The following is a 22706-nucleotide window of genomic DNA, read 5'->3' on the forward strand; positions in this document are numbered from 1 at the left end:
CTCGCAATGACTAGTCGAGGCGGCGCGGCCTTTGCGCGCCGGCGACCTTCAGTCCGCCGGGCTCCAGCCTTCCTGCACCGGCTCGACGCGGAAGGTGTCGGGTGTCCGGCCCGTCGCGGCGTCCGTCAGGGTCAGCGAACAACTCGTCCCCGCCTCGTTGGGCGACACGACGTAGCTATGGTTCGCCTCCGGCACGAAGACGAAATGCGAGCCGCAGAAGATCATGGTGTAGCCCGCGGTCCGCTCGGTCTGCAGCTCGAAATACATCGGGACGCCGGCGGCGATGACCTCGGGCTTGTCATAGGCGAAGAGCAGTCCGCCCGAGATGTTCGCCCGCCGCGACCACTCCGCGTTCGACACCATCAGCTCGGCGTGGTCGGCGTCGGTCATGGCTCCACGCGTCAGCGCGATATGGGCGGTCGGCATTCCTTTCGGCGCGACATAGGTCGGCGTGCAGGCGGCGGCGCCCGCGGCGGCGACCATCACCACGACGGCGATGATTTTGGACATGTGGCCGATCCCCCGATTGCGGTTCGCCACAGGGTAGGCAGACCGCCGTTCTCCCGGCAAGGCGCGCTAGAGAACCTCCAGCACCGTTTCCTTCGGCCGCGCCAGCACCGTGCCTTTCGGCGTGCGGACGAACGGCCGTTCGACCAGGATCGGGTGTTCCAGCATGGCGGCGAAGATGGCGTCGTCAGAGACACCCGCCTCCAGCAGGCCCAACTCGCCGATCAGCGCACCGGCCGCATCGCCCTTGGTTCGCATCGCCTCGCGCGGGGTCAGTCCCGCCTCGGCCAGCAGCGCCTTCAGCCCCTCGGCCGTCCAGCCGGTCTTCAGGTACTCGATCACCTCCGGCTCCTGGCCGGCGTCGCGGATCATCTGCAGCACATTGCGCGAGGTGCCGCAGTTCGGATTGTGGAAGATGGTCACGGTCATGGGCGGCCTTATAGCCACTCCGCCGATCTTTTCACCGCCCACCGGTTGCGATTGTCGCACCCCGACCGCATGTGGCCCCGATGACCTCCCCCACGCCCGCCGCCGCCCTGCCCGCCGCCAAGGGCCCGGGGTTCCCCGAGTTCGTCTGCCTGATCGCCATGTTCATGGCGCTGAACGCGCTCGCCATCGATTCCATGCTGCCCGCCCTGCCGCACATCGGCGAGTCGCTGAACGTCGTCACCGACAACAGCCGCCAGTGGATCATCACCGCCTATCTGCTCGGCTTCGGCGGCGCCCAGATCGTCTACGGCCCGCTGGCCGACCGCTTCGGGCGCAAGCCGGTGCTCATCGGCGGTCTGCTGATCTATGTGGTCTTCGCCATCGCCTGCGCCTTCGCCCCGACCTTCGAACTGCTGATCGCCGCGCGGGTCGCGACCGGCATCGGCGCCGCCGCCACCCGGGTGCTGGCCGTCTCCATCGTGCGCGATCGTTATTCGGGCCGCACCATGGCGCGGGTCATGTCGCTCAGCTTCCTGGTCTTCCTCGGCGTGCCGATCCTGGCCCCGACGGTCGGTCAGCTGATCCTGAACGTCGCGCCCTGGCACTGGATCTTCGGCGTGCTGGCGGTGTTCGGCGGCACGGTCCTGCTCTGGGCAATGATCCGCCTGCCCGAGACCCTGCACCCCGAGGACCGCCTGCCGATCAACGCTGCGCGCATCGCCGACGCCTTCCGCCAGGCCGTCACCAATCGCGTGTCCATCGGCTACACCCTGGCGATGACCTGCATCACCGGGGCGTTGTTCGGCTTCATCAACTCCAGCCAGCAGATCTTCTTCGATGTCTTCAAGGCGCCGGAGCTGTTCACCACCGTCTTCGCCGCCATCGCCGGCGGCATCGCGGTGGCCAGCCTGCTGAACTCGCGGCTGGTGGAGAAACTGGGCTCGCGGCTGATCTCCCACACCGCCCTGCTGGGCTTCATCGCCATGGGCGTGATCCACAGCGCCGTGAACCTGAGCGGCCACGAGTCGATCTGGACCTTCGCCATCCTGCAGGCCCTGACCATGTTCTGCTTCGGCTTTATCGCCGGCAATTTCGGCTCAATGGCCATGGAGCCCATGGGCCATATCGCGGGCACCGCCTCCTCGGCCCAGGGCTTCATCTCGACGATCATCGGTTCGCTGATGGGCTTCGCCATCGGCCAGTCGTTCAACGGCTCGGCCACCCCCATGGCGCTGGGCTTCACCGTCATGGGCGTCCTGGCCCTGGTCTTCGTCCTGATCGCCGAGCGGGGACACCTGTTCCGCGCCAAGCATCTGGCGCCGGTCGCGCATCCCTCTTGATCTTTTCGCCGCGCCGGGGCGTTCTCCGGCCAGCGAAAAAGAACACGGCCTCGATACGCCCGAACGGCGGCGGGCCACAGGAAGGACGCCCCATGATCCGGACCCTCGGCCTCGTCTCCGCGCTCGCGCTCGCCACCGCCCTGGGAGGATGCGCCATGACCGCTTCCGGCTCGGACATGCCGCCCCTGCCCGCCTCGGCCACCGCGCCGGTCCAGTATGTGCGCGACGTCCACTCCTACGCCCGGCCCGAGATCGCCCACGTCCGCCACGTCGCGCTGGACCTGGCCGCGAACTTCCAGACCAACACCCTGTCCGGGACGGCCACCCTCGACATCCAGGGCGTCCCCGGCGCGACGGAGGTCATCCTCGACATCCGCAACCTCGACATCCGCAGCGTCACCGACGCCTCGGGCGCGGTGTTGCAGCACAGCACGGGCCCCTCCGACCCGATCCTCGGCCAGGCCCTGACCGTGCGCTTCCCGGCGCTGGCCGCGGGCGGAACGCAGAAGGTCGTCATCGGATACTCGACCCGCCCGGACGCCGCCGCCCTGCAATGGCTGACCCCGGCCCAGACGGCGGGCGGCCGCAGGCCCTATATGTTCAGCCAGGGCCAGGCGATCCTGACCCGTACCTGGGTTCCGACGCAGGACAGCCCCGGCATCCGCCAGACCTGGGACGCCCGCATCGTCGCGCCGTCCGACCTCAAGGTGGTGATGAGCGCCGAGACGCTGACCACGAACGGCGAACCGGTCGAGGGCGGCAAGGCCTGGCGCTTCCGCATGACCAATCCGGTCCCGCCCTATCTGATCGCCGTCGGCGTGGGCGACGTGGACTTCGCCGCCATCGACGAGCGCACCGGGGTCTGGACCGAGCCGTCGCGCCTGCGCGCCGCCCACGATGAACTGGTCCCGACCGCCCGCATGGTGGACGTGGCCGAGCAACTCTACGGCCCCTACCGCTGGGGCCGCTACGATCTGCTGGTGCTGCCCCCGTCCTTCCCGTTCGGCGGCATGGAGAACCCGCGCCTGACCTTCGCCACCCCGACCATCATCGCCGGCGACCAGTCGCTGGTGTCGCTGGTGGCGCACGAACTGGCGCACAGCTGGTCGGGCAATCTGGTGACCAACGCCACCTGGGCCGACTTCTGGCTCAACGAAGGTTTCACCGTCTATTTCGAAAACCGGATCATGGAGGCCCTGTACGGCCCCGACCGGGCGCTGATGCTGCAATCCCTGGGCTGGGGCGATCTGCAAACGACGCTGGCCGACCTGCCGCCCGCCGACACCCGCCTGAAGCTTGATCTCGACGGCCGCGATCCGGACGAGGGCCTGACCGACGTCGCCTATGAGAAGGGCGCCGCCTTCCTGCGCACCATCGAGCGCATCGTCGGCCGCGAGCGCTTCGACGCCTGGCTGAAGGGCTATTTCGAGCGCAACGCCTTCCGCCCGATGACCACCGAACTGTTCCTCCAGGACATCCGCGCCCACCTGGTGACGACCAAGGCGCTGGAAGACCAGATCATGATGGACGCCTGGATCTACCAGCCCGGCATGCCGTCGAACTGGCGACCGCCGGTGTCCAACGCCTTCGTCCCGGTCGACGCGGCGGCGCTGGCTTTCGCCGCGGGCGGCCCGGCCTCGGCCATTCCGTGGGCGAACTGGTCGACGCAGGAGCGCCAGCGCTTCCTCGCCTGGCGTCCGCCCGTGCCGCCGGCCAGCGGCCGCTGGTTCTCGGACGCCCAACTCGCCGACCTGGAATCGACCCTGCACCTGAAGACCGAAGGCAACGCCGAGGTCCTGTTCGCCTGGCTGCAGATCGCGGTCCAGCACCGCTACCAGCCGGCCGTGCCGACGCTGGAGCATTTCCTGACCACCCAGGGCCGCCGCAAATTCGTCCTGCCGCTCTTCACCAGCCTGTGGGCCCAGTACGAATGGGGCCGTCCCATCGCCACCCGCATCTACGCCCAGGCCCGCCCGGGCTATCACCCGGTCACGACCAACTCGGTCGACGCCGTGGTGGGCCGACCGAACTGAGCAAAGCGAGACGGGTGGGATGGGCCGGATGGTCCCCCACCCCGTCGTCGCTGGCGCGCCGACATCCCACGAACCTGTGTCCGGCGCCACCTTGGCTTCACCGCCCCGCGACACTAGGTTCCGCCCCACAAGATCGGCTTCCGCCGACACCCCCTTCAGGAGACGCCACATGACTGACGCCGCCCGTATCGATCAGGACAATCCCCTCGGCGTCGACGGCTTCGAGTTCGTCGAGTTCACCGGCCCCGAGCCCGAGGCCATGGTCGCCCGCCTGGAGCTGATGGGCTTCACCCGCACCCATGTGAACCCGGCCAACAATGTCGTCCGCCTGAAGCAGGGCGACATCACCATGCTGGTCAATCTGTCGCCCAAGGGCCAGGCGGGCGAGTTCGCGACCGATCACGGCCCCTCGGCCAACGGCATGGCCTTCCGCGTCGCCGACGCCAAATCCGCCTTTGAAGGCGCCCTGGCCCGTGGCGCCCGCGCCGCCGAAGGCGCCCACGGCGGCGCGCTGGCGAACGACTATCCCTACATCCTGCAGGGCATCGGCGGCTCGCTGCTCTATGTCATCGACCAGTACGGCGAGAACGGCTCGCTGTATGACGCCTGGGACGAGATCGAGGGCTGGGAAGAGGCCGAGCGCAAGAACTCCATGGGCCTGGAGATCCTCGATCACCTGACCCACAACGTGAAACGCGGCGAGATGCGGACCTGGTCCGGCTTCTACAACTCGATCTTCAACTTCGAGGAGCAGAAGTATTTCGACATCAAGGGCAAGGCGACCGGTCTGTTCTCGCAGGCCATGATCGCGCCCGACCGCGCCATCCGCATCCCGCTGAACGAAAGCCAGGACGACAACTCCCAGATCGAGGAGTTCCTGCGCCGCTACAACGGCGAGGGCATCCAGCACATCGCCCTGACGACCGAGAACATCTTCGAGACCGTCGAGGCCATGAAGGCGCGCGGCGTCGACTTCCAGGACACCATCGAGACCTATTTCGAGCTCATCGACAAACGCCTGCCCAACCATGGCGAGGACGTGGAGCGGATGCGCAAGAACCGCATCCTGATCGATGGTTCCGACGAGGAGGGCCTGCTGCTGCAGATCTTCACCCAGGACACCTTCGGCCCGATCTTCTTCGAGATCATCCAGCGCAAGGGCAACGAGGGCTTCGGCAACGGCAATTTCCAGGCCCTGTTCGACTCGATCGAGCTGGACCAGATCCGTCGCGGCGTCATCAAGGTCGATGCCTGAATGAAGGTGCGGCCGCCCCACTGGCTGCCTTGGCTCGGTCCGCTCCTCGCGGCCGTGGTCGGGGCGCTGGCGGGCGAGTTCTGGCTGGGCGGCGGCTTCTGGACGGTGCTGGCCGCGGCCCTGATCTGCGGCTTCGCCCCCATCATCGGCTACCGCATCTGGAAGTGGCGCTGGCACCGGAAGGGCTGAGGCCCGTCTAGTGAAAATCCCGCGACCCCGGCAGCACCCGCACATTCCTCGGATGCCCCCCGCGCGTCGGCGCATGACCTGATCCCGGGGCGGCGTCGGGGGTCAGATGGCCCAGCATGGGGGTCCAGTCCTCCAGCTGTTCGACCACCAGGTGGGTCACCCCCTCGGCGGTCTGCACCTTGCCCCGCGCCAGCACCATCCGCGCGCCCATGGCCACCGGACGCAGGCGTTCGAACACGTCAGGCCACAGCACCAGATTGGCCACCCCGGTCTCGTCCTCGACGGTCATGAAGCAGACGCCCTTGGCCGTGCCGGGCCGCTGGCGCACCAGCACCACCCCGCCGACCGCGACCCGCCTGCCGTTCGCCGTCCCCGGGTAGTCCGCCGTCGTCAGCGCCCCCGCCTGCGCCAGCCGGTCGCGCAGATAGCTGACCGGATGCCCCTTCAGCGACAGGCGGATGGTCTGGTAGTCGCCCACCACCTCCTCGGACGGCGCCAGTTCGGGCAGGGCCTCGGGCGGACGACCGTCGGCCTCGCGCAGGCCCACGGCCTCGAACAGGGGCGCGCCGGCGACCGGCGGCGCGCCCCGGGCGGCCCACATCCCCTGCCGGCGGGTCAGCCTCAATGATCCATAGGCGTCCGCCTCGGCCAGCCGATCCATCGCCGCCGGCGTCAGCCGCGCCCTCAGGCGCAGGTCGTCCAGGTCGGCGAATGGCCCCTCGGCCCGCGCCTTCATGATGTCCTCGGCCCATCCCTTCTTGAAGCCGTCGATCGACCGCAGGCCGAGGCGCAGGGCGCGGCGCGCCTCACCCGGCACGGGTTCCAGCGTGGCGTCCCAATCGCTCATGCTCACATCCGGATGGCGCGCCTCGGCCCCGTGCTCCTTCGCGTCCCGGACCAGCTGGGCGGGGGCGTAGAACCCCATCGGCTGACTGTTCAGCAGGGCGGCGGCGAAGACCTCGGGATAGTGATGCTTCATCCACGCCGAGATGTAGACCAGCAGGGCGAAGGAGCAGGCGTGGCTCTCGGGGAAGCCATACTCCCCGAAGCCCTTGATCTGGTCGAAACAGCTTCGCGCGAACTCGGGATCGTAGCCGCGCGAGATCATCTTCGAAGTGAACCGCTCCTCGTGCTGGCCGATGGTCCCCATGTGCCGGAAGGTGGCCATCGCCCGGCGCAGGCTGTTGGCTTCCGCGGGCGTGTACTTCGCCGCCTGCATGGCGATCCGCATCGCCTGTTCCTGGAACAGCGGCACGCCCAGCGTCTTGTGCAGCACCTGCTTCAGTTCGTCGGCGGGACCATGTTCGGGCGACGGGCTGGGATAGTCGATCTCATAGGATTCGCCCCGCGCCCGCGCCTCGCGCCGTTCCCTGCGCCGCTTCAGATAGGGATGGACCATGCCGCCCTGGATCGGGCCTGGCCGGACGATCGCCACCTCCACCACCAGATCGTAGAAGACCTCCGGCCTCAGCCGGGGCAGCATCGCCATCTGGGCCCGGCTCTCCACCTGGAAGACCCCGACGGAATCGCCCTTGCACAGCATGCCGTAGACCTCGGCGTCGTCCGGCGGAACGGTATGAAGGTGCAGCCGCCGGCCATAGCTGTCCTCGATCATGTCGAAGCCGCGCCGCAACGCCGTCAGCATGCCGAGCGCCAGAACGTCGACCTTCATCAGCTTCAGATGGTCGATGTCGTCCTTGTCCCACTCGATGAAGGTCCGGTCGTCCATGGCGGCGTTGCCGATGGGCACGATCTCCAGCAGGGGCGTCTGGCTCAGCACATAGCCGCCGACATGCTGGCTGAGATGGCGCGGAAATTTGATGATCTCGGCCGTCAGCTGAAGGGCCAGCCGCATACGCGCGTCATCCCGGCTCAGGCCGGTGCGGTCGACATGCTCGTCCTTCACCGCGTCGCCCCACGAGCCCCAGACGGTGTCCGCCATGCGCGCGGTCACGTCCTCGGTCAGGCCCAGCGCCTTGCCCACGTCGCGGATCGCCGAACGCGGACGATAGTGGATGATCGTCGCCACGATGGCCGCGCGATCCCGGCCGTAGCGGCGATAGACGTACTGCATCACCTCCTCGCGCCGCTCATGCTCGAAATCGACGTCGATATCCGGCGGCTCGTCCCGGTCGGCGGACATGAAGCGCTCGATCAGCACGTCCTGCTCGGCCGGGTTCACATTGGTGACGCCCAGGCAGAAGCAGACCACGGAGTTGGCCGCCGATCCCCGCCCCTGGCACAGGATCGGCTTCTCCTGTCCCCGCGCCCAGGCGACGATGTCGTGCACGGTCAGGAAGTAGTTCGGATACTTCAGCAGTTTGATCAGTTTCAGCTCCGCCCGGATCGACGCCAACACCTTGGGGGCCACCCCATCCGGCCATTTCTCCCTCGCGCCCTTGAAGGCCAGGCGCATCAGGCGCCGTTGCGCGGTCCAGCCCGGCGGCACCGGTTCGTCCGGGTACTGATAACTGAGCTCGCGCAGGGAGAAGCTGCAGGCGCGCGCCACCGTCATGGTCCGCTCCAGCGCCGCCTCATGACCCCGGAACAGGTGGGCCATGCGGGCGGGCGTCTTCAGGTCGCGCTCGGCGTTGGCCCGCAGACGCCGCCCGGCCTTGTCGATCGTCACGCCCTCGCGGATGCAGGTCAGCACGTCCTGCAGCATGCGCCGGTCGGCGTGGTGGTACAGGACCGCATTGGTGGCGATCATCGGCGCGCGGGTGCGCTGGGCCATGGCCGCCAGCCGGTTCAGGCGCCGCCGATCATCCCCCCGCCACAGGGGCGCGGCGGCCAGGTAGAGATCGTCCGGCCAGGCCGCCCGCCACGCCGCCAGCCGGCGCTCGAAGGCGGCGTCGGGCGTCTCGGGCGCGGGGGCCAGGGCGATCATTCCCTCCCCCAATCCAACGGCCTGTTCGAAGGTCAGCCGGGTCTCGGCCTTCTCGATCCGCTCGCCCTGCGGGTCCGCGCCCGGCTGCGGCACGGCTTCGCTCTTGCCCAGCGACAACAGGCGGCACAGCCGGCCGTAGGCGGCGCGGTCCCGCGGGAAGACGATCAGGGCCGTCCCGTCGGTGAACACCAGTCGCGACCCGATCACCAGTTGCTGCCCGACCTTCTCGGCCTCCATCAGCGCCCGCACCATGCCCGCCAGGGTGTTGCGGTCGGCCACGCCCACGGCGGCCATCCCCAGCGCTTTCGACTGGTGAATGATCTCGTGTGGGTGCGACGCCCCCTCCAGGAAGCTGAAGTTCGTAAGGGCGCCCAGTTCGGCGTATTCGCCGTTCCAGACCGTCATGGCAGCACCCCGTGCATCCACCACGACGGCGCGCGACCCTCCTCGCGCCCGTACAGCCCCTCGCGGAACAGCCAGTAGCGGCCGCCCTCGCCGTCCTCGACGCGGTAGTAGTCACGGGTGCGGACCTCGCGCCCATCGGGACGGGGCCGCCACCATTCGGGCGACAGCCGCTCCGGCCCCTCGGCCCTCACCACCCGGCGGCTGACCCGACGCCAGGTGAAGCGCGCGGGCGCCCCCTCGGGCAGGTCGAACAGCGGATCGTCGATCGGCTCGGGCGGATCGAGCAGCAGCAGGGGGCGGCGACCGGCTTCCCCCGGGTCGGATTCAGGAACCCGGCCCAGGGCGGGGACCAGACGCTCGGCGCGTTCGGGGATCCAGCTGTGGACCGGTTCGGGCGTCAGCACCCGCTCTTCGCCCAGCCGCGCGGTCAGCCGGTCGATCAGGGCGGCCAGGCTCTCGGCCTGCTTCGCCTCCGCCTCGCTTTCCAGCGCCCCTTGCCGCGCCGCCATGGGCTCGGTCAGGTCGGCGGTCAGCATCAGGGCGTCCAAACCGAAGCCCAGCTCCAGCCGTCCGAAACCAGCCTCGCGGAACAGCCGCATCCAGATCGGGACCTCGCGCCCCGGCCGTCCCATGCGCACCGACAGCCCGGTCGTCAGCCCGTCCGAGCGGAAGCCGGTCAGGGTCAGGGCCTTCGCCCCCTGCCCGTCCCGCTCCAGCGCCCGCGTCAGGTCGGCGGCCAGTTCAGGCAGGCGCGCCTCCACGCCCTCAATATCGCCCAGAGGCTCGGCGAAGGCCTGCCAAACGCGATAGCGGGCGGGCGGACGCACGGGCGTCAGGGCCTCGCCGACATACCCCCGCGCCTGATCCAGTCGCCGCACCAGGCCGATGGCGTCGCCGTCCCGAAACCGCCGCGCCAGACCCGCGCGCGGCATGGCGTACAGGCTGCCGATGGTCTTCAGCCCCAGCCGGCGGGCGCCGGTCACCGTGCGGTCGTCCAGCCGCAGCGCCTCGATCGGCAGATCGGCCAGCAGGTCGGCGACGGTCTCGTCCGTGGCGATCGGGTCCCGGCCCTCGCCCCAGCGGGCCAGCGCCCAAGCCGCGCCCGGCGTCGGGGCCAGGGCGACCCGTGCGATCGTCCCCGCCTCGGCCAGCCGGGTGCGGATCTGGGCCAGCAGGCCCGCCTCGCCGCCGAACAGATGGGCCGCCCCTGTGACGTCGAGGAACAGCCCCTCCAGCCCCTCGCCGGACGGATCGAGGCTGACCGACGGCGACCAGCGCTCGGCCCAGACCGCCAACGCCTCCAACGCCTTGTCATCGGCGGCCGTATCGGCGGGTCGGCACAGCAGGTGGGGGATCATGGCCAGGGCGTCGGCCTGGGTCTGGCCACGCCGAAGCCCCGCGGCGCGGGCGGCCGAGTTCAGGGCGTGGATCACCGCCGCGCCCCGACTGTTCTTCAGGATCAGGGCGAACGGGGTCTGCGGGTCCAGGGCGGGGTCAGGCGGCGAGGCCGGACGTCGCGCCCGTTCCAGCGATCGGCGCCGGACCGAAACCGGCCAGTCGATCAGCCAGACGGAGACGATGCGTCTCATCATCCTGCTCCAGCATCCAGGCGCCGGGACGTTCGCCCCGGCCCCGCGTCATCTCCGCGATCAGGCGCGCCTGCCCCGGCGCGCGGGGGTCGTCGGCGTCGGGCGCGGACAGCGCCGCCGACACGCGCCAGCGCCGCCGCGCCGCGCTGAGCCCGTCCAGGCTTCGCGGCAACATCACTCCGGTCGAACCGCCGTCCCGGGCGGCGAAGTCCAGCCGCCGTGTCTGGGCCAGGCTGGCCCCGTCCACCGCTCCCAGCGCCAGCGACACCGCCCCCGACCGCAAGGCCTGCTCCAGCACCCACAGCGCCTCGGCGGCGGTCGACACAGGCGTCAGGATCAGCGCCGTCCCGGCCAGGCCGGGGCCGTGGGGGCGACCGTATTCCCCGAACCACGCCCGGGGCGCGGCGATCAACACCGGTCGCCGATCATCCTCCCGCCCCCGCGACAGGGCGAACAGGACGGTCGCCGCCATGTCCCGCGGCGTCGATGCGCAAACCTCCTCCAGAGGCGCGGCGGCCTCTGGAAACGGCTCCGGCGATGCGGCGGAAAAGGGAGACATGGCGACCATGAAAAGACGGATGTTCATTATTTGTTCCGCTTCGCAAAGAGTCAAACCGGAATCCAATCCCTCCCGTTCCGGTGGATACGCATATACCCGCGATTGTAGAACTGGCCCGCTCCCTGCACGTTTACCGTCGTGGAGCGCGCCCCGCTCCCGAAACGATACAGCTCAGCCATGACGCTCAGAGAGATCGTAGAAGCGGATTATCCCAGGGTGCAGGACCTGCACCGCAGCGTGGGCTGGCCGGAACGGTCGCTGGCGGGGTGGCGATGGCTGCACGCCAACCCGGCCCGGCTGGACATCGGCGCGCCGGCGGGCTGGGTCGCCGACGGCCCCGATGGCGAGCCGGCAGCCCACGTCGGCAATCTGATCCAGCGCTTCCGGCTGGGCGGGCGACGACTGCACGGCGCGACCGGCTTTTCGATCATCGTCACGGCGAGCGTGCGCGGGACCAGCCGCGACATGCTCAAGACCTTCACCGCCCAGCCCGACGTCTTTGTCCGCTACACCCTCAACGCCAATTCCACGTCCCAGCCCCTCTATGCCCGCCACGGCATGCAGGCCTGGCCCGAACAGACCCATGCGCTGAAGCTGAGTTGGGTCGTCGATCCCCTGCCCCTGGCGCTGAGCCGCCTGTGGCGGCGGCTGTATGCGGCCGCGCCGCGCGCCGTGTCGGGACTGGGCGAGCAGCTGATGAACGACCGGCTCGGCCGTGCCGCCCGCCCCGCCCTGCCGCCCGGCGTCAGCCTGCTGGGCGATTTCGGCGACGCCTCGCCCTACGCCGCCTTCTGGCGGGCGCTGACGGACGAGGGGCGGCTGCTGGCGGACCGCGGGCCGGAGATCCAGCGGTGGCGCCTGCAGGACCCCGACCTGTCCCAGCGACCGCTGATCCTGGCCTTTGAGCGGGACGGCGCCGTCGTCGCCTACGCCATGGCCATGATGGCCAAATCGAACATCCTCGAGCCGCCGGTGCTGGAGATCATCGATCTGGAGGCCCTGCAGCCCCACGCCGACGCGGTACCGGTGCTGATGACGGCCCTGCGCGACGCGGCCCGCGCCATGGGGGCGGCGAAACTTCGGCTGCCCATGGTCACACCGCGGGACCTGCTCCGGCTTGGCGACTTCGCCCGCACGGCTCGACGCGAAGGCGGCTGGGGCCACTGCCACGTCCAGTTTTCAGAGGATGCGCCCGATCCGGCCCTGTGGTCGCCCACGCCCTACGACGGCGACTATGCGATCTGCCTGCGGCCCGTTCCGCTCGAACGCGCGGTGCGCGGCGCACGGGCTCCGAGGGCCGCTCCGGCGACGGCCTCCAAGGCCTAGGACGTCTTAAGCGTTAGGGGCGAGCCTTCAGCTCGTCGCGGATTTCCGCCAGCAGGGCCTCGGTCGGGGTCGGCGCGGCCGGGGCTTCCGGAGCCGCAGCCTGCTCGCGACGCATCTTGTTCACCAGCTTCACCATCAGGAAGATGACGACGGCGACGATCAGGAACTGGATCACGGTGTTGATGAAGGCGCCGTATTGGATCGCCACCTTCTCGATTTCCGTGGTCGCCGGATTCTCGGGGACCAGCACCCACTCCAGGTTCGAGAAGTCGACCCGGCCCAGCGCCAGGCCGATCGGCGGCATGACCACCTGTTCGACCAGGCTGGTGACGATCTTGCCGAACGACGCGCCGATGATGACGCCGACCGCCAGGTCGATGACATTGCCGCGGGCGATGAATTCCTTGAACTCGGTGACCAGTCCCATGGGGCGTCCTGTCAGTCGGTGGCGTTCAGCCGCTCGCGCAGCTCCTTGCCGCTCTTGAAGAAGGGAACCGCCTTCGCGGGAACCTCGACCGACTCGCCGGTGCGCGGATTACGGCCGGCGCGCGCCGGGCGGCCCCGAACGGAAAAGGCTCCGAAGCCGCGAAGTTCCACGCGACCGCCGTCGCCCAGCGCCTCGACCATGCGGCCGAGCACGACATTCACGACACGCTCGACCTCAGCATGGGTCAGATGCGTGTTTTCGGCCGCGAGCTTCTCGATCAGCTCGGATTTGATCATGCAGCCCCCGCCCTGTTCAGCCCCAGCCCGGACCCATACGGCTGCATCCAGTCTTAGGATGCAAGCCCACCCTATCTCTCGCGCGCCCGGCGAAAAAGGCCCAACCGTCCGTTCAGCCCGCGAATTGTAGGTTAAAGGTCGGAAACCGTACAGGAGTTCCACCGCGCGTCCCGGCTTCGAACACAAAAAAGGCGGCCGGATCGCTCCGGCCGCCTGATTGTTTTTCGCCGATGACGAAGAGGCTTACTCCTTGGAGCCGGCCTTCTCGCGCAGGGCGGCGCCCAGGATGTCGCCCAGCGAAGCGCCCGAGTCGGACGACCCGAACTGTTCGATGGCCTCGGCCTCGTCCTTCATTTCCAGGGCCTTGATCGACACCGAGACGCGGCGCGAGGCCTTGTCGATGCCGGTGACCATGGCGTCGACGCGGTCGCCGACCGAGAAGCGCTCGGTGCGCTGCTCGTTGCGGTCGCGCGACAGGTCCGACTTGCGGATGAAGGCGGTCGCCGGAGCGTCGTCTTCACCGAACTTGACCTCGATGCCGCCGGTCTCGATCGCCGTCACGGTGACGGTGATCTGCTGGCCCTTCTTGAAGGTGTCGCCTTCCATCGGATCGCCGCCCAGCTGCTTGATGCCCAGCGAGACGCGTTCCTTCTCGACGTCGACGTCCAGGACCTTGGCCTTGACGGTTTCGCCCTTGCGGTAGCGTTGGATGGCTTCTTCGCCCGACACGTTCCAGTCCAGGTCGGACAGGTGCACCATGCCGTCGATGTCGTTGTCCAGGCCGATGAACAGGCCGAACTCGGTGGCGTTCTTGACTTCGCCCTCGACGGTCGAGCCGATCGGGTTGTTGGCGACGAAGGCGTCCCACGGATTGTCTTGAGCCTGCTTCAGGCCCAGCGAGATGCGGCGCTTGGAGGCGTCGACATCCAGCACGACCACGTCGACTTCCTGCGAGGTCGAGACGATCTTGCCCGGGTGGACGTTCTTCTTGGTCCAGGACATTTCCGAGACGTGGACCAGGCCTTCAACGCCGGCTTCCAGCTCAACAAACGCACCGTAGTCGGTGATGTTGGTGATACGGCCCGACATCTTGGCGCCGACCGGATACTTGGCTTCCACGCCGTCCCACGGGTCGGCTTGCAGCTGCTTCATGCCCAGCGAGATACGTTGGGTGTCCGGGTTGATCTTGACGATCTGGACCTTGACGGTGTCGCCGACGGCCAGGACTTGCGACGGATGCGAGACGCGCTTCCACGACATGTCGGTGACGTGCAGCAGGCCGTCGATGCCGCCCAGGTCGACGAACGCACCGTAGTCGGTGATGTTCTTGACGACGCCTTCGCGGACTTCACCCTCTTGCAGCTGGCCGACCAGCTCCGTGCGCTGTTCGGCGCGGGCTTCTTCCAGGATGGCGCGACGCGAGACGACGATGTTGCCGCGCGGGCGGTCCATCTTCAGGATCGCGAAGGGCTGTTCCTTGCCCATCAGCGGGGCGACGTCGCGCACCGGACGGATGTCGACTTGCGAGCCGGGCAGGAAGGCCGAGGCGCCGCCCAGGTCGACGGTGAAGCCGCCCTTGACGCGGCCGACGATGGTGCCGTTGACCGGCTGGCCGTCGGCGAAGACGACTTCCAGGCGGGTCCAGGCTTCTTCGCGACGAGCCTTGTCGCGGCTGATGACCGCTTCACCCAGGGCGTTCTCGACGCGCTCCAGATAGACTTCGACGTTGTCGCCGAGCTTCGGAATGACGGCGCCTTCGCCGATGCCGAACTCACGGGCCGGGATGCGGCCTTCGGTCTTCAGACCGACGTCGATGATCAGGATGTCTTTTTCGATGCCGACGACGCGGCCGTGAACGACCTGGCCTTCGCCGAGGTCACGGCCCTGAAGGGTTTCGTCGAGCAGCGCCGAGAAATCGTCGCGGGTGGGGGTGAGGGTGTCGGTCATGTAACTCTGGGGTTGGAGAAAAAGGCTTGAGCGCGCGACCGAAGGGTCCCGCGCCAAAGAGGGGTTCAGAAGAAAGAGTCAGGTCGTCGGGACGCGAGGCTGAAGCTCAACCAGAGCGCCCGCGGAAGCCGAGGATGGGAGCGTTGGATTTGCGAAAACGGTCAGAGACCGTGTTTCGCGCGCGCCGCCTCGACGATACGGCGGGCCGCATCGAAGGCGGCTTCTATATCCATATCGGTCGTGTCCAGCAAGACGGCGTCGTCCGCCTGCACCATCGGGGCCGCGCCCCGGCCCGCATCGCGCTCGTCGCGGCGGATGATGTCGGCCAGCATGTCCTCGAAAGCGATCTCGGTCCCGCGCGCCGTCAACTGCTTCCAGCGGCGCGTCGCCCGCACCTCGGGCGTGGCCGTGATGAACAGCTTGGCCGAGGCCTCGGGGGTGATCACCGTGCCGATATCGCGCCCGTCCAGCACCGCGCCGCCGGGCTGGGCCGCGAAGGCCTTCTGGAAGGCCAGAAGGGCCGCGCGCACGCCGGTGAAGCCCGCGATCCGGCTGGCGGCCTCGCCGGCCTCGCCGCTGGTCAGACGCTCTGTGTCGCTCAGATCGCCGGCGTCCAGCGCCCGGGCGACCGCCTCCGCCGCCGCCTCGTCGTCCAGTGACCTGCCCGCGTCCAGCAGGCCCACGCCGACGGCGCGGTACAGCAGGCCCGTATCCAGATGCGGCAGGCCGTATTCCGCCGCCAGCCGCGCGGCGATCGTGCCCTTGCCCGAGGCGGCGGGTCCGTCGACGGCGATGATGAAGTTCGTGCTCAAGATCGGCGATCCTCCATGGCTTGCCGCCAGCCGACGTAGGCCAGAAACAGGGTGAAGCCTATCGCCGCCATCAACGCGGCGCAGAAGAAGGCGAACACGGCCCAGTAGGCCAGCGCATTGTCGGCCAGATGCAGCGAAGGACCCCGGCGGCCCGGGATCACGCCTCTATCCAGGATGGTCAGCAGCTCCGATCCACCCCGCCAGCACCCCACGCCCATCAGCGCCGCGAGGATCCAGGTCGTCACGGCCTGGAACGACCGCCGCATGAACGCACGGCTCACGTCCAATCCTTCCAGCGGACCAGCACAACGACCGCGAACGCCGCCAGGCCGAGCCATAACAGGCAGGCCAGGCCGTTCAGAACCACCGTCGAATAGTAGAAGAAATCGCCTTCGATCCTCAGATGAACCGCGCCGTGCTTGCCCGTCACCATGCCGGTGACGATCCCTCGCCACACGGTCCACGCCGTCCAGCCGGCCCCTCCCAGACAGGTCAGGAGCCCCAGGACCGCGACGCCGCGAGAAAGGACGTCGCGCAGCCCCTTCACTCGATCAGACCGCCCAGGCCGTTCATCATCTCCACGAAACCCGGGAAGCTTGTGGCGATCATGCCGGGCTCGTCGACCGCGACGGCCCGGTCGGCGGCCAGACCCAGCACCAAATGACTCATGGCGATGCGGTGATCGTGGGCGGTGTGGACGGTCGCGCCGCCCGCAATGGGGCCTCCGGTGACGATGAAGCCCTCAGGCTCCTCCTCCACCGGGACCCCGCACGCCTTCAGGCCGGCGACCATCAGGGCGATGCGGTCGCTTTCCTTGACCCGCATCTCGCCGACGCCGCGCATCACCGTCCGGCCCTCCGCGAAGGCGGCGGTGGCGGCCAGGATCGGATATTCGTCGATCATCGAAGCGGCGCGGTCTTCCGGCACGACCACGCCCTTCAGCGCCGAGTGGCGGGCGGTGACGTCGCCGACCTCCTCGCCCCCGGCCATGCGGCGGTTGGTGATGGTCAGGTCCGCGCCCATCTCGCGCCAGGTGTCGAACAGGCCGGTGCGCAGCGGGTTCAGCATCACGCCCTCGACCGTGACCTCGGAGCCCGGAACCACCAGCCCCGCCGCCAGAGGGAAGGCCGCCGACGACGGGTCCCCCGGCACGGCCACGAAGGTTCCGGTCAGCGGCTGGCCGCCTCTCAGCGAAATCTTCCAGCCGTCGCCCTGTTCCTCGACACCGACCTCGGCGCCGAAGGCGCGCAGCATCCGCTCGGTATGGTCGCGGCTCTTCTCCGGCTCGGTGACCGTGGTGACGCCCTCGGCGTTCAATCCCGCCAGCAGGATGGCCGACTTGATTTGGGCCGAGGCGACCGTCTGCACATAGTCGATGGCGGTCAGCCCGCCGCCCGACAGTTCGACCGGCAGCCGATCCTCGGCGGCCTGCCAGCCAAACCGTGCGCCCATGTCGGCCAGCGGACCCGTGACCCGCTTCATCGGCCGCTTCCGCAGGCTGCCGTCTCCGTCGAAGGTCGCCGAGACCGGATAGCCGGCGGCCGCGCCCATCAGCAGGCGCACGCCCGTTCCGGCGTTGCCGCAATCGATGACGCTGTCCGGCGAACGGAAGCCGCCCTGCCCGGTCACCCGCCAGCGGCCCGGCCCCAGACGCTCGACCGTCGCGCCGAAAGCTTCGGCGGCGCGGGCGGTGGCCAGGATGTCGTCGCCCTCCAGCAGGCCCTCGACCTCGGTCACGCCGGTCGCCATGGCCCCGAAGATCATCGTCCGGTGCGACATGCTCTTGTCGCCGGGAGCGCGCACGGCGCCCTTCAGCGCGGGGCTGCGGCGGGCGGTCAGATGCGTGAAGTTCGTCACCCGGCGGTCTCCGAAGTGGTCTGGGCGGCGCGGGCGCGCGGAGATGGCTTTTGACAGCGGCTCCCAAGGGTGGCAAGGGAGCCGCCCGAATTCCCCCCTACCGTGAGAGGCGCCCCCGTGGCTAATCCCGAACTGGGCCAAAAGCAGGTCTGTCCGAACTGCCAGGCCAAATTCTACGACCTGAACCGCCGACCGGCTCACTGCCCGAAGTGCGGCACTGACTTCGATCCTGAAGAAGCCCTGAAGCTGCGCAACCGTCGCGGCCGCCCGGCCGGCTATCCGGCGGACGACGAGGCCGAAGATCAGGTCAAGGACAAGAAGGCCGACGGCGACGAGGACGAAGAAGACGACGTCAAGACGCCGGAGATCGACGAGGAAGGCCACGAGCCGATCCTCACCCCGGACGACGAGGACGAAGCCGTCGTCGATCCGACCGAAGAGTCCGGCATGGGCGAAGCGACCGAGGACGACGACGTCCTGGCCGACGACGACGATGACGACTCGGTTCCGTTCATCGAGGACGAGGACGACGACTCCTTCGAAGACGAAATCGGCAAGCCTTCGTCGGACGAGGACTGACAAATTCCGGGCGGATCGGCAGCGTTCGATCCGCCCGGAAATCGCCTTCCGAACAGCGTTCGAAAAAGGCGAAAATAAATGGTGGAACCGGGCTTGATCACCAAACGGCCCTGACATAGGTTCCGCCGCCTCGCCGGGGGCCAACACCAACACCTCGGCGGACTGACCGGCAACGGTTCGGGGCTTTAGCTCAGTTGGTAGAGCGCTTGCATGGCATGCAAGAGGTCAGCGGTTCGACTCCGCTAAGCTCCACCATGAAGGCCCCGCGGGAAACTGCGGGGCCTTCTCCAATTCCGGCCCTGGTCAGCGTGAGCCGTTGCACTGCCGGGCGTCCGGTCCCATCTATCCTTCAGCCGGCGCCCTGCCGATTTCGGGGGGCGTGGACGGCGCGAATGCCTGCTTCGGGGGCTTGAGACATGACCACGCGCACCATCCTGTTCGACAGCCCCTTCCTTCTGGGCTTCGACCACACCCGGGCCTTGATCGACCGCGCCCAGCGGGCGGCGGCCGACAGCTACCCGCCCTACAATGTCGAGCAGCGCGGCGAGCGGTCGGTGCGCATCACCCTGGCGGTCGCGGGTTTCGGCCCGGACGATCTGGCGATCACCCTCGAGGGCCGCCAGCTGACCGTCGCCGGCAAGCGCGAGGACGCGGGCAAGGCCGACCAGTCCTTCCTGCACCGCGGCATCGCCGGTCGTGGCTTCGTCCGCAGCTTCGTGCTGGCGGACGGGCTGGAGGTCGACGAGGCTCGCCTGGAGCATGGCCTGCTGCATGTCGACATGAGCCGTCCTGAGGACCTTCCCGTCCTGCGGCGCATCCCCATCACGACGGGCTGAACCCGTTGTTTCTGCGGCCGCCGCTTTCGGGGCCGAACCCAAGCGCCGCACAGGCGTTAGCTGAACATAAGGAGGCGGTCGCATGACGCCCGAACTGAAGATGACCCGACAGGACTTCGCCGAACTCGGCGCCCCCGACCTCGTCTATGTGCGCGAGATCCGCGCCGCAGACATCATGGCCGACACGCCTGCTACGGCGATCCAGGGCCTGTCCGTGGATCCGGAAGCGACCCTCTACGCCGTGCACGGCGCCGACGGCGAGCGCCTGGCCATCATGACCGACCGCGACACCGCCTTCGCCACCGCCGTGGCCCACGAACTGGAGCCCGTGTCGGTCCACTGACCGGCCCGCTCAATCCACCAGAGATCAGCCGTACGCGCGCAAGCAGGCGCTCGTCGCGCGAGCGCCGCTAGCGCACTGGACGACCGCCGTCAGGCGGCCGTAGCCGGGACGTGGTCGCGCACGAAAAGGGCGCGGATGGCGTCGGCCGTATGGGCCTGACGCAGTTGCTCGCGCATCTCGGACGAGCGCAGGGCGCGCGAGACGGCTGCGAGGGCCCGCAGGTGCTCCGCGCCGTCGCTGGGCGGAGCGAACAGGGCGAACAGCAGGTCCACGGGGCGGTCGTCCACCGAGCCGTATGCGACGGGCGTATCGAGGCGCACGAAGACCGCCGTCACCCGGCTGACGCCCTCCAGACGGGCGTGCGGAACCGCGACGCCCGAACCGAGGCCGGTCGACCCCAGCGCCTCGCGCTCCAGCAAAGCTTCGAGCACGCGCGCCTCGGGCATGCCCAGGGCCTGTGCGGCGACGTCAGCCACCACATGAAGGGCCTGGCGCTTCGACGACGCGCCGCTGCGCAGAACGACACCGCCGTCCGCCAGCAAATCACCGATGTCCATTGGAACCCCGACTCTACTCGATCATCCCGGGTGGGCGGGCGCCCTTTAGAGCACCCGCCCCCTTGTGGGAAGCACTATGACGTACGACCGTTTACCGAACCGTGTCCGTTGAGCGAGATCGCCTTACGCTCAGGGTCGATCCAGCCCACATTCCCGTCCGGGCGACGGTAGACCACCGAGATGCCGCCGTGGGCGGCGTTGCGGAAGACGACGACTGGATAGCCGGTCATGTCCAGCTCGGCCACGGCGCGGCCGACGGTGATGGTGCGGATCTCGGTTTCGGTCTCCGCGATGACCATGCCGACGGGCGGCGGCTCGCCGGGCGCACCCGCTTCGCCGAAGGTGTCGTCCTCGACCTCGTCCGGGTTACGCAGGACGATGCTGCGGGCGACCTCGCGGGCGGCGTCCTCGGTCTTCTCCGGGGAGAGACGCTTGGGCCCGATATGGTGATCCTTCAGGCGGCGCTTGTAACGGCGGACCCGCTTCTCGAGCTTGTCGAGCGAGTCGGAGAAGGCGCCGTGGGCGTCTCCGCCCAGCCCGGTGGTGACGATGGCCTGCCCCGACGCAAGGCGGACCCAACAGTCCACCTTGAAGCCGTGACCGTCCTTCGACACCACGACCTCGGCGTTTTCAGCACCGCGTTCGAAGTATTTTCCGATCCCGTCTTCGAGTTCCTGGGAGATGCGCGAGCCTAACGCTTCGCCGACATCTACGTGCTTGCCGCTCACTTGGACTTGCATGCTCATAGAACGCGACCGCGCGCGTTTGGTGTCAACGAAGAACACCGAAATCGGCAGTCACGCTTGCGCGATTGGTCGCAGGTCCCTCACCCGGCCTTCAGCATCCGCTTGCGCTCGACAGACGACGGAATCCGCAGCGCTTCCCGGTACTTCGCCACCGTGCGGCGGGCGATGTCGATGCCGGCCTCGCTGAGGAGTTCGACGATGCGATCGTCGGACAGAACATCGCCGTCGCGGCCCTCGCCATCGATCATCGACTTGATCCGGTGACGGACGGCCTCGGCGGAGTGAAGCGCGCCGCCGTCCGAGGACTGGATCGCGGCGGTGAAGAAGAATTTCAGCTCGAACACGCCCCGGGGCGTGGAGACGTATTTGTTCGAGGTCACCCGAGACACCGTCGACTCGTGCATGCCGATGGCGTCGGCGACGGTCTTCAGGTTCAGGGGGCGCAGGAACTCAACGCCGAAGGCCAGGAAGGCGTCCTGCTGACGCACGATCTCCGACGAGACCTTGAGGATGGTCTTGGCCCGCTGGTCCAGCGACTTGACCAACCAGCTGGCCTGGGCGGCGCATTCGGCGACGAAGGTCTTGTCGACATCCGTCCGCGCCGCGCCGGCGACGACGCCGTGATAGCGCTTGTCCATGATCAGGCGCGGCAGGGTGTCGGCGTTCAGCTCGACCTTCCAGCCGCCGGCCGGATCGGCGCGGACGTGGACGTCGGGGATCACCGTCTGGGCCGGCTCGCCGCCGAAGCCCGCGCCGGGACGGGGCGTCAGCGCCTTCAGCTCGGCGATCATCTCGGCCATGTCCTCGGCGTCGACGCCGCAGATCTTGCGCAGGCCCGCCAGGTCCCGCTTGGCCAGCAGGTCGAGGTTCTCGAGCAGGGCGGCCATGGCCGGATCGAAGCGGTTGCGCTCGATCAGCTGCAGTTCAAGACATTCCGGCACCGATCGGGCCATGACGCCGGTCGGCTCGAACCCGTGGCAGACGGCCAGCACGCGCTCGATCCGTTCGCCGTCTACGCCCAGCCGGTCGGCGACCTCGGCCAGGTCGCCGCGCAGGTAGCCGCCCTCGTCGACCATGTCGATCAGGGTCAGGGCGATGCCGTGGTCGGCCGGCGAGAAGCCCGCCTGCGAGGCCTGGACCTGCAGGTGCTCCCACAGGGTGCTTTCGCGCGTATCGGGCTGCTCGCGCCCCTCCCCGTCCGGCAGGCCGCCGCCTGAGCCGGCGCGCGACCAATCGGTCAGACCGGGCTGGCCGTCGTCGGTGCGGTCCGCCCCGCGCTCGCCCGGGGCGGCGTCGCCGTAGACATCGTCGCCCCGCGCATCGACGGAGTCGCCCGCGTCGGCGCTGCGGCCGTCCTCGAAGGTCATCTCGGCGCGGTCGGCGACCTCGATCCGCTCGGGGGTCGCGTCATTGATCTCGCCCGGCTCGGCGTCCTCGCGCTGCAGCAGGGGGTTCTTTTCCAGCTCGGCCTCGACGAAGGCCTCCAGCTCAAGGTTGGACAGTTGCAGCAGCTTGATGGCCTGCTGCAGCTGGGGCGTGATGACCAGCCCCTGGCCCTGCCTGATCTCCAGCCTCTGTCCGAGCACCGCATTCCCCATGCCGGGCGTCTGGCCCGAAACTTGCTTCGGCCACTTTGTGGCCGAAGCGGTTAACGGGGCTCTAAGCGCCGATGCCCTGACGACGGCGCCGCCGCCGCGCATTTCCCGCGCCGCCTTCATCCATATGGATGATGCGAGGCCCCCGGAACGCGGACCAGATCCCCCCATCGCTGTCATGCGTTTTTGGAG

At 68.8% G+C, this 22706-nt stretch carries 23 protein-coding genes and 1 tRNA gene; 9 read left to right on the forward strand and 15 right to left on the reverse strand.

Going from position 1 to position 22706, the window contains the following annotated elements; all coding sequences use genetic code 11:
* Window positions 1–48: 48 nt before the first annotated feature.
* Both AC1RRF_RS13245 and arsC read right to left on the reverse strand, forming a co-directional pair.
* Window positions 49–510, reverse strand: a complete 462-nt coding sequence (locus AC1RRF_RS13245; protein ID WP_492835265.1) for a hypothetical protein — start codon at window positions 508–510, stop codon at window positions 49–51.
* A 66-nt stretch (window positions 511–576) separates the two neighbouring features.
* Window positions 577–936 carry an arsenate reductase (glutaredoxin) gene (gene arsC / locus AC1RRF_RS13250; RefSeq protein WP_492835267.1) on the reverse strand — a complete coding sequence of 120 codons (360 nt, stop codon included), beginning with the start codon at window positions 934–936 and terminating at the stop codon, window positions 577–579.
* An 80-nt stretch (window positions 937–1016) separates the two neighbouring features.
* Between arsC and AC1RRF_RS13255 the strand changes: the two genes are divergently transcribed.
* The 4 genes from AC1RRF_RS13255 to AC1RRF_RS13270 all read left to right on the forward strand — a co-directional run bounded on the left by AC1RRF_RS13255 (window position 1017) and on the right by AC1RRF_RS13270 (window position 5753).
* Complete coding sequence (locus AC1RRF_RS13255) at window positions 1017–2276, forward strand: multidrug effflux MFS transporter (protein ID WP_492835269.1); 1260 nt, start codon at window positions 1017–1019, stop codon at window positions 2274–2276.
* 92 nt (window positions 2277–2368) lie between these two features.
* Window positions 2369–4309 (forward strand): M1 family metallopeptidase, encoded by a 1941-nt coding sequence (locus tag AC1RRF_RS13260; protein WP_492835271.1) that lies wholly within the window; start codon window positions 2369–2371, stop codon window positions 4307–4309.
* A gap of 169 nt (window positions 4310–4478) precedes the next feature.
* Complete coding sequence (hppD, locus tag AC1RRF_RS13265; RefSeq protein WP_492835273.1) at window positions 4479–5564, forward strand: 4-hydroxyphenylpyruvate dioxygenase; 1086 nt, start codon at window positions 4479–4481, stop codon at window positions 5562–5564.
* A complete protein-coding gene (locus AC1RRF_RS13270) occupies window positions 5565–5753 on the forward strand; it encodes a hypothetical protein (RefSeq protein WP_291839156.1) in 189 nt (62 codons plus the stop codon). It abuts the gene before it with no gap.
* Between the two features lie 7 nt (window positions 5754–5760).
* Here the strand turns inward: AC1RRF_RS13270 and AC1RRF_RS13275 are convergent, their stop codons facing one another.
* Genes AC1RRF_RS13275 through AC1RRF_RS13285 form a run of 3 tightly spaced genes read right to left on the reverse strand, consistent with a single transcriptional unit; the run spans window position 5761 to window position 11220 of the window.
* On the reverse strand, window positions 5761–9045 hold the full coding sequence (locus tag AC1RRF_RS13275) for an error-prone DNA polymerase (RefSeq protein WP_492835276.1): 3285 nt from the start codon (window positions 9043–9045) through the stop codon (window positions 5761–5763).
* Complete coding sequence (locus tag AC1RRF_RS13280; protein ID WP_492835278.1) at window positions 9042–10634, reverse strand: Y-family DNA polymerase; 1593 nt, start codon at window positions 10632–10634, stop codon at window positions 9042–9044. The genes AC1RRF_RS13275 and AC1RRF_RS13280 overlap by 4 nt, the downstream gene beginning before the upstream one ends.
* A complete protein-coding gene (locus AC1RRF_RS13285; protein WP_492835280.1) occupies window positions 10540–11220 on the reverse strand; it encodes a hypothetical protein in 681 nt (226 codons plus the stop codon). The genes AC1RRF_RS13280 and AC1RRF_RS13285 overlap by 95 nt, the downstream gene beginning before the upstream one ends.
* A gap of 150 nt (window positions 11221–11370) precedes the next feature.
* Here AC1RRF_RS13285 and AC1RRF_RS13290 point away from each other — a divergent pair, with 150 nt between their 5' ends.
* Complete coding sequence (locus AC1RRF_RS13290; protein ID WP_492835282.1) at window positions 11371–12519, forward strand: N-acetyltransferase; 1149 nt, start codon at window positions 11371–11373, stop codon at window positions 12517–12519.
* 13 nt (window positions 12520–12532) lie between these two features.
* Here AC1RRF_RS13290 and mscL read toward each other — a convergent pair whose 3' ends face one another.
* The 7 genes from mscL to aroA form a co-directional block, all read right to left on the reverse strand.
* A complete protein-coding gene (gene mscL, locus AC1RRF_RS13295) occupies window positions 12533–12946 on the reverse strand; it encodes a large-conductance mechanosensitive channel protein MscL (RefSeq protein WP_492835284.1) in 414 nt (137 codons plus the stop codon).
* An 11-nt stretch (window positions 12947–12957) separates the two neighbouring features.
* The gene (locus AC1RRF_RS13300; protein ID WP_291835090.1) at window positions 12958–13242 is read right to left on the reverse strand and encodes an integration host factor subunit beta; all 285 of its coding nucleotides are present in this window, start codon (window positions 13240–13242) and stop codon (window positions 12958–12960) included.
* 243 nt (window positions 13243–13485) lie between these two features.
* Window positions 13486–15189: a 30S ribosomal protein S1 gene (gene rpsA / locus AC1RRF_RS13305; RefSeq protein ID WP_492835286.1), complete on the reverse strand. Its 1704-nt coding sequence runs from the start codon at window positions 15187–15189 to the stop codon at window positions 13486–13488.
* A gap of 161 nt (window positions 15190–15350) precedes the next feature.
* The gene (gene cmk / locus AC1RRF_RS13310; RefSeq protein ID WP_492835288.1) at window positions 15351–16001 is read right to left on the reverse strand and encodes a (d)CMP kinase; all 651 of its coding nucleotides are present in this window, start codon (window positions 15999–16001) and stop codon (window positions 15351–15353) included.
* Entirely contained in the window at window positions 15998–16282 is a 285-nt protein-coding gene (locus AC1RRF_RS13315; RefSeq protein WP_492835290.1) for a hypothetical protein, read from the reverse strand. Before AC1RRF_RS13315 ends, cmk begins: the two co-directional genes overlap by 4 nt.
* Window positions 16279–16548, reverse strand: a complete 270-nt coding sequence (locus AC1RRF_RS13320) for a hypothetical protein (protein WP_492835292.1) — start codon at window positions 16546–16548, stop codon at window positions 16279–16281. The genes AC1RRF_RS13315 and AC1RRF_RS13320 overlap by 4 nt, the downstream gene beginning before the upstream one ends.
* Complete coding sequence (gene aroA, locus AC1RRF_RS13325; RefSeq protein ID WP_492835413.1) at window positions 16545–17840, reverse strand: 3-phosphoshikimate 1-carboxyvinyltransferase; 1296 nt, start codon at window positions 17838–17840, stop codon at window positions 16545–16547. The genes AC1RRF_RS13320 and aroA overlap by 4 nt, the downstream gene beginning before the upstream one ends.
* Window positions 17841–17975: 135 nt before the next feature.
* Between aroA and AC1RRF_RS13330 the strand changes: the two genes are divergently transcribed.
* From AC1RRF_RS13330 to AC1RRF_RS13345, 4 genes are all read left to right on the forward strand, one after another.
* Window positions 17976–18437, forward strand: coding sequence for a TIGR02300 family protein (locus AC1RRF_RS13330; RefSeq protein ID WP_492835294.1), 462 nt, complete (start codon window positions 17976–17978; stop codon window positions 18435–18437).
* Window positions 18438–18616: 179 nt separating this feature from the next.
* A tRNA-Ala gene (locus AC1RRF_RS13335) sits at window positions 18617–18692 on the forward strand.
* Window positions 18693–18853: 161 nt separating this feature from the next.
* Window positions 18854–19273, forward strand: coding sequence for an Hsp20 family protein (locus AC1RRF_RS13340; RefSeq protein ID WP_492835296.1), 420 nt, complete (start codon window positions 18854–18856; stop codon window positions 19271–19273).
* 82 nt (window positions 19274–19355) lie between these two features.
* Window positions 19356–19616, forward strand: coding sequence for a DUF1150 family protein (locus AC1RRF_RS13345; protein WP_492835298.1), 261 nt, complete (start codon window positions 19356–19358; stop codon window positions 19614–19616).
* 89 nt (window positions 19617–19705) lie between these two features.
* On the opposite strand, the gene ptsN is transcribed toward AC1RRF_RS13345, so the two are convergent.
* The 3 genes from ptsN to rpoN form a co-directional block, all read right to left on the reverse strand.
* Window positions 19706–20173 carry a PTS IIA-like nitrogen regulatory protein PtsN gene (gene ptsN / locus AC1RRF_RS13350; RefSeq protein WP_492835300.1) on the reverse strand — a complete coding sequence of 156 codons (468 nt, stop codon included), beginning with the start codon at window positions 20171–20173 and terminating at the stop codon, window positions 19706–19708.
* Between the two features lie 74 nt (window positions 20174–20247).
* On the reverse strand, window positions 20248–20913 hold the full coding sequence (gene hpf, locus AC1RRF_RS13355) for a ribosome hibernation-promoting factor, HPF/YfiA family (RefSeq protein WP_492835302.1): 666 nt from the start codon (window positions 20911–20913) through the stop codon (window positions 20248–20250).
* Window positions 20914–20999: 86 nt separating this feature from the next.
* Window positions 21000–22517 carry an RNA polymerase factor sigma-54 gene (rpoN, locus tag AC1RRF_RS13360; RefSeq protein WP_492835304.1) on the reverse strand — a complete coding sequence of 506 codons (1518 nt, stop codon included), beginning with the start codon at window positions 22515–22517 and terminating at the stop codon, window positions 21000–21002.
* Window positions 22518–22706 lie beyond the last annotated feature (189 nt).

Source organism: Brevundimonas sp. GW821-FHT12C05, from assembly GCF_058807475.1.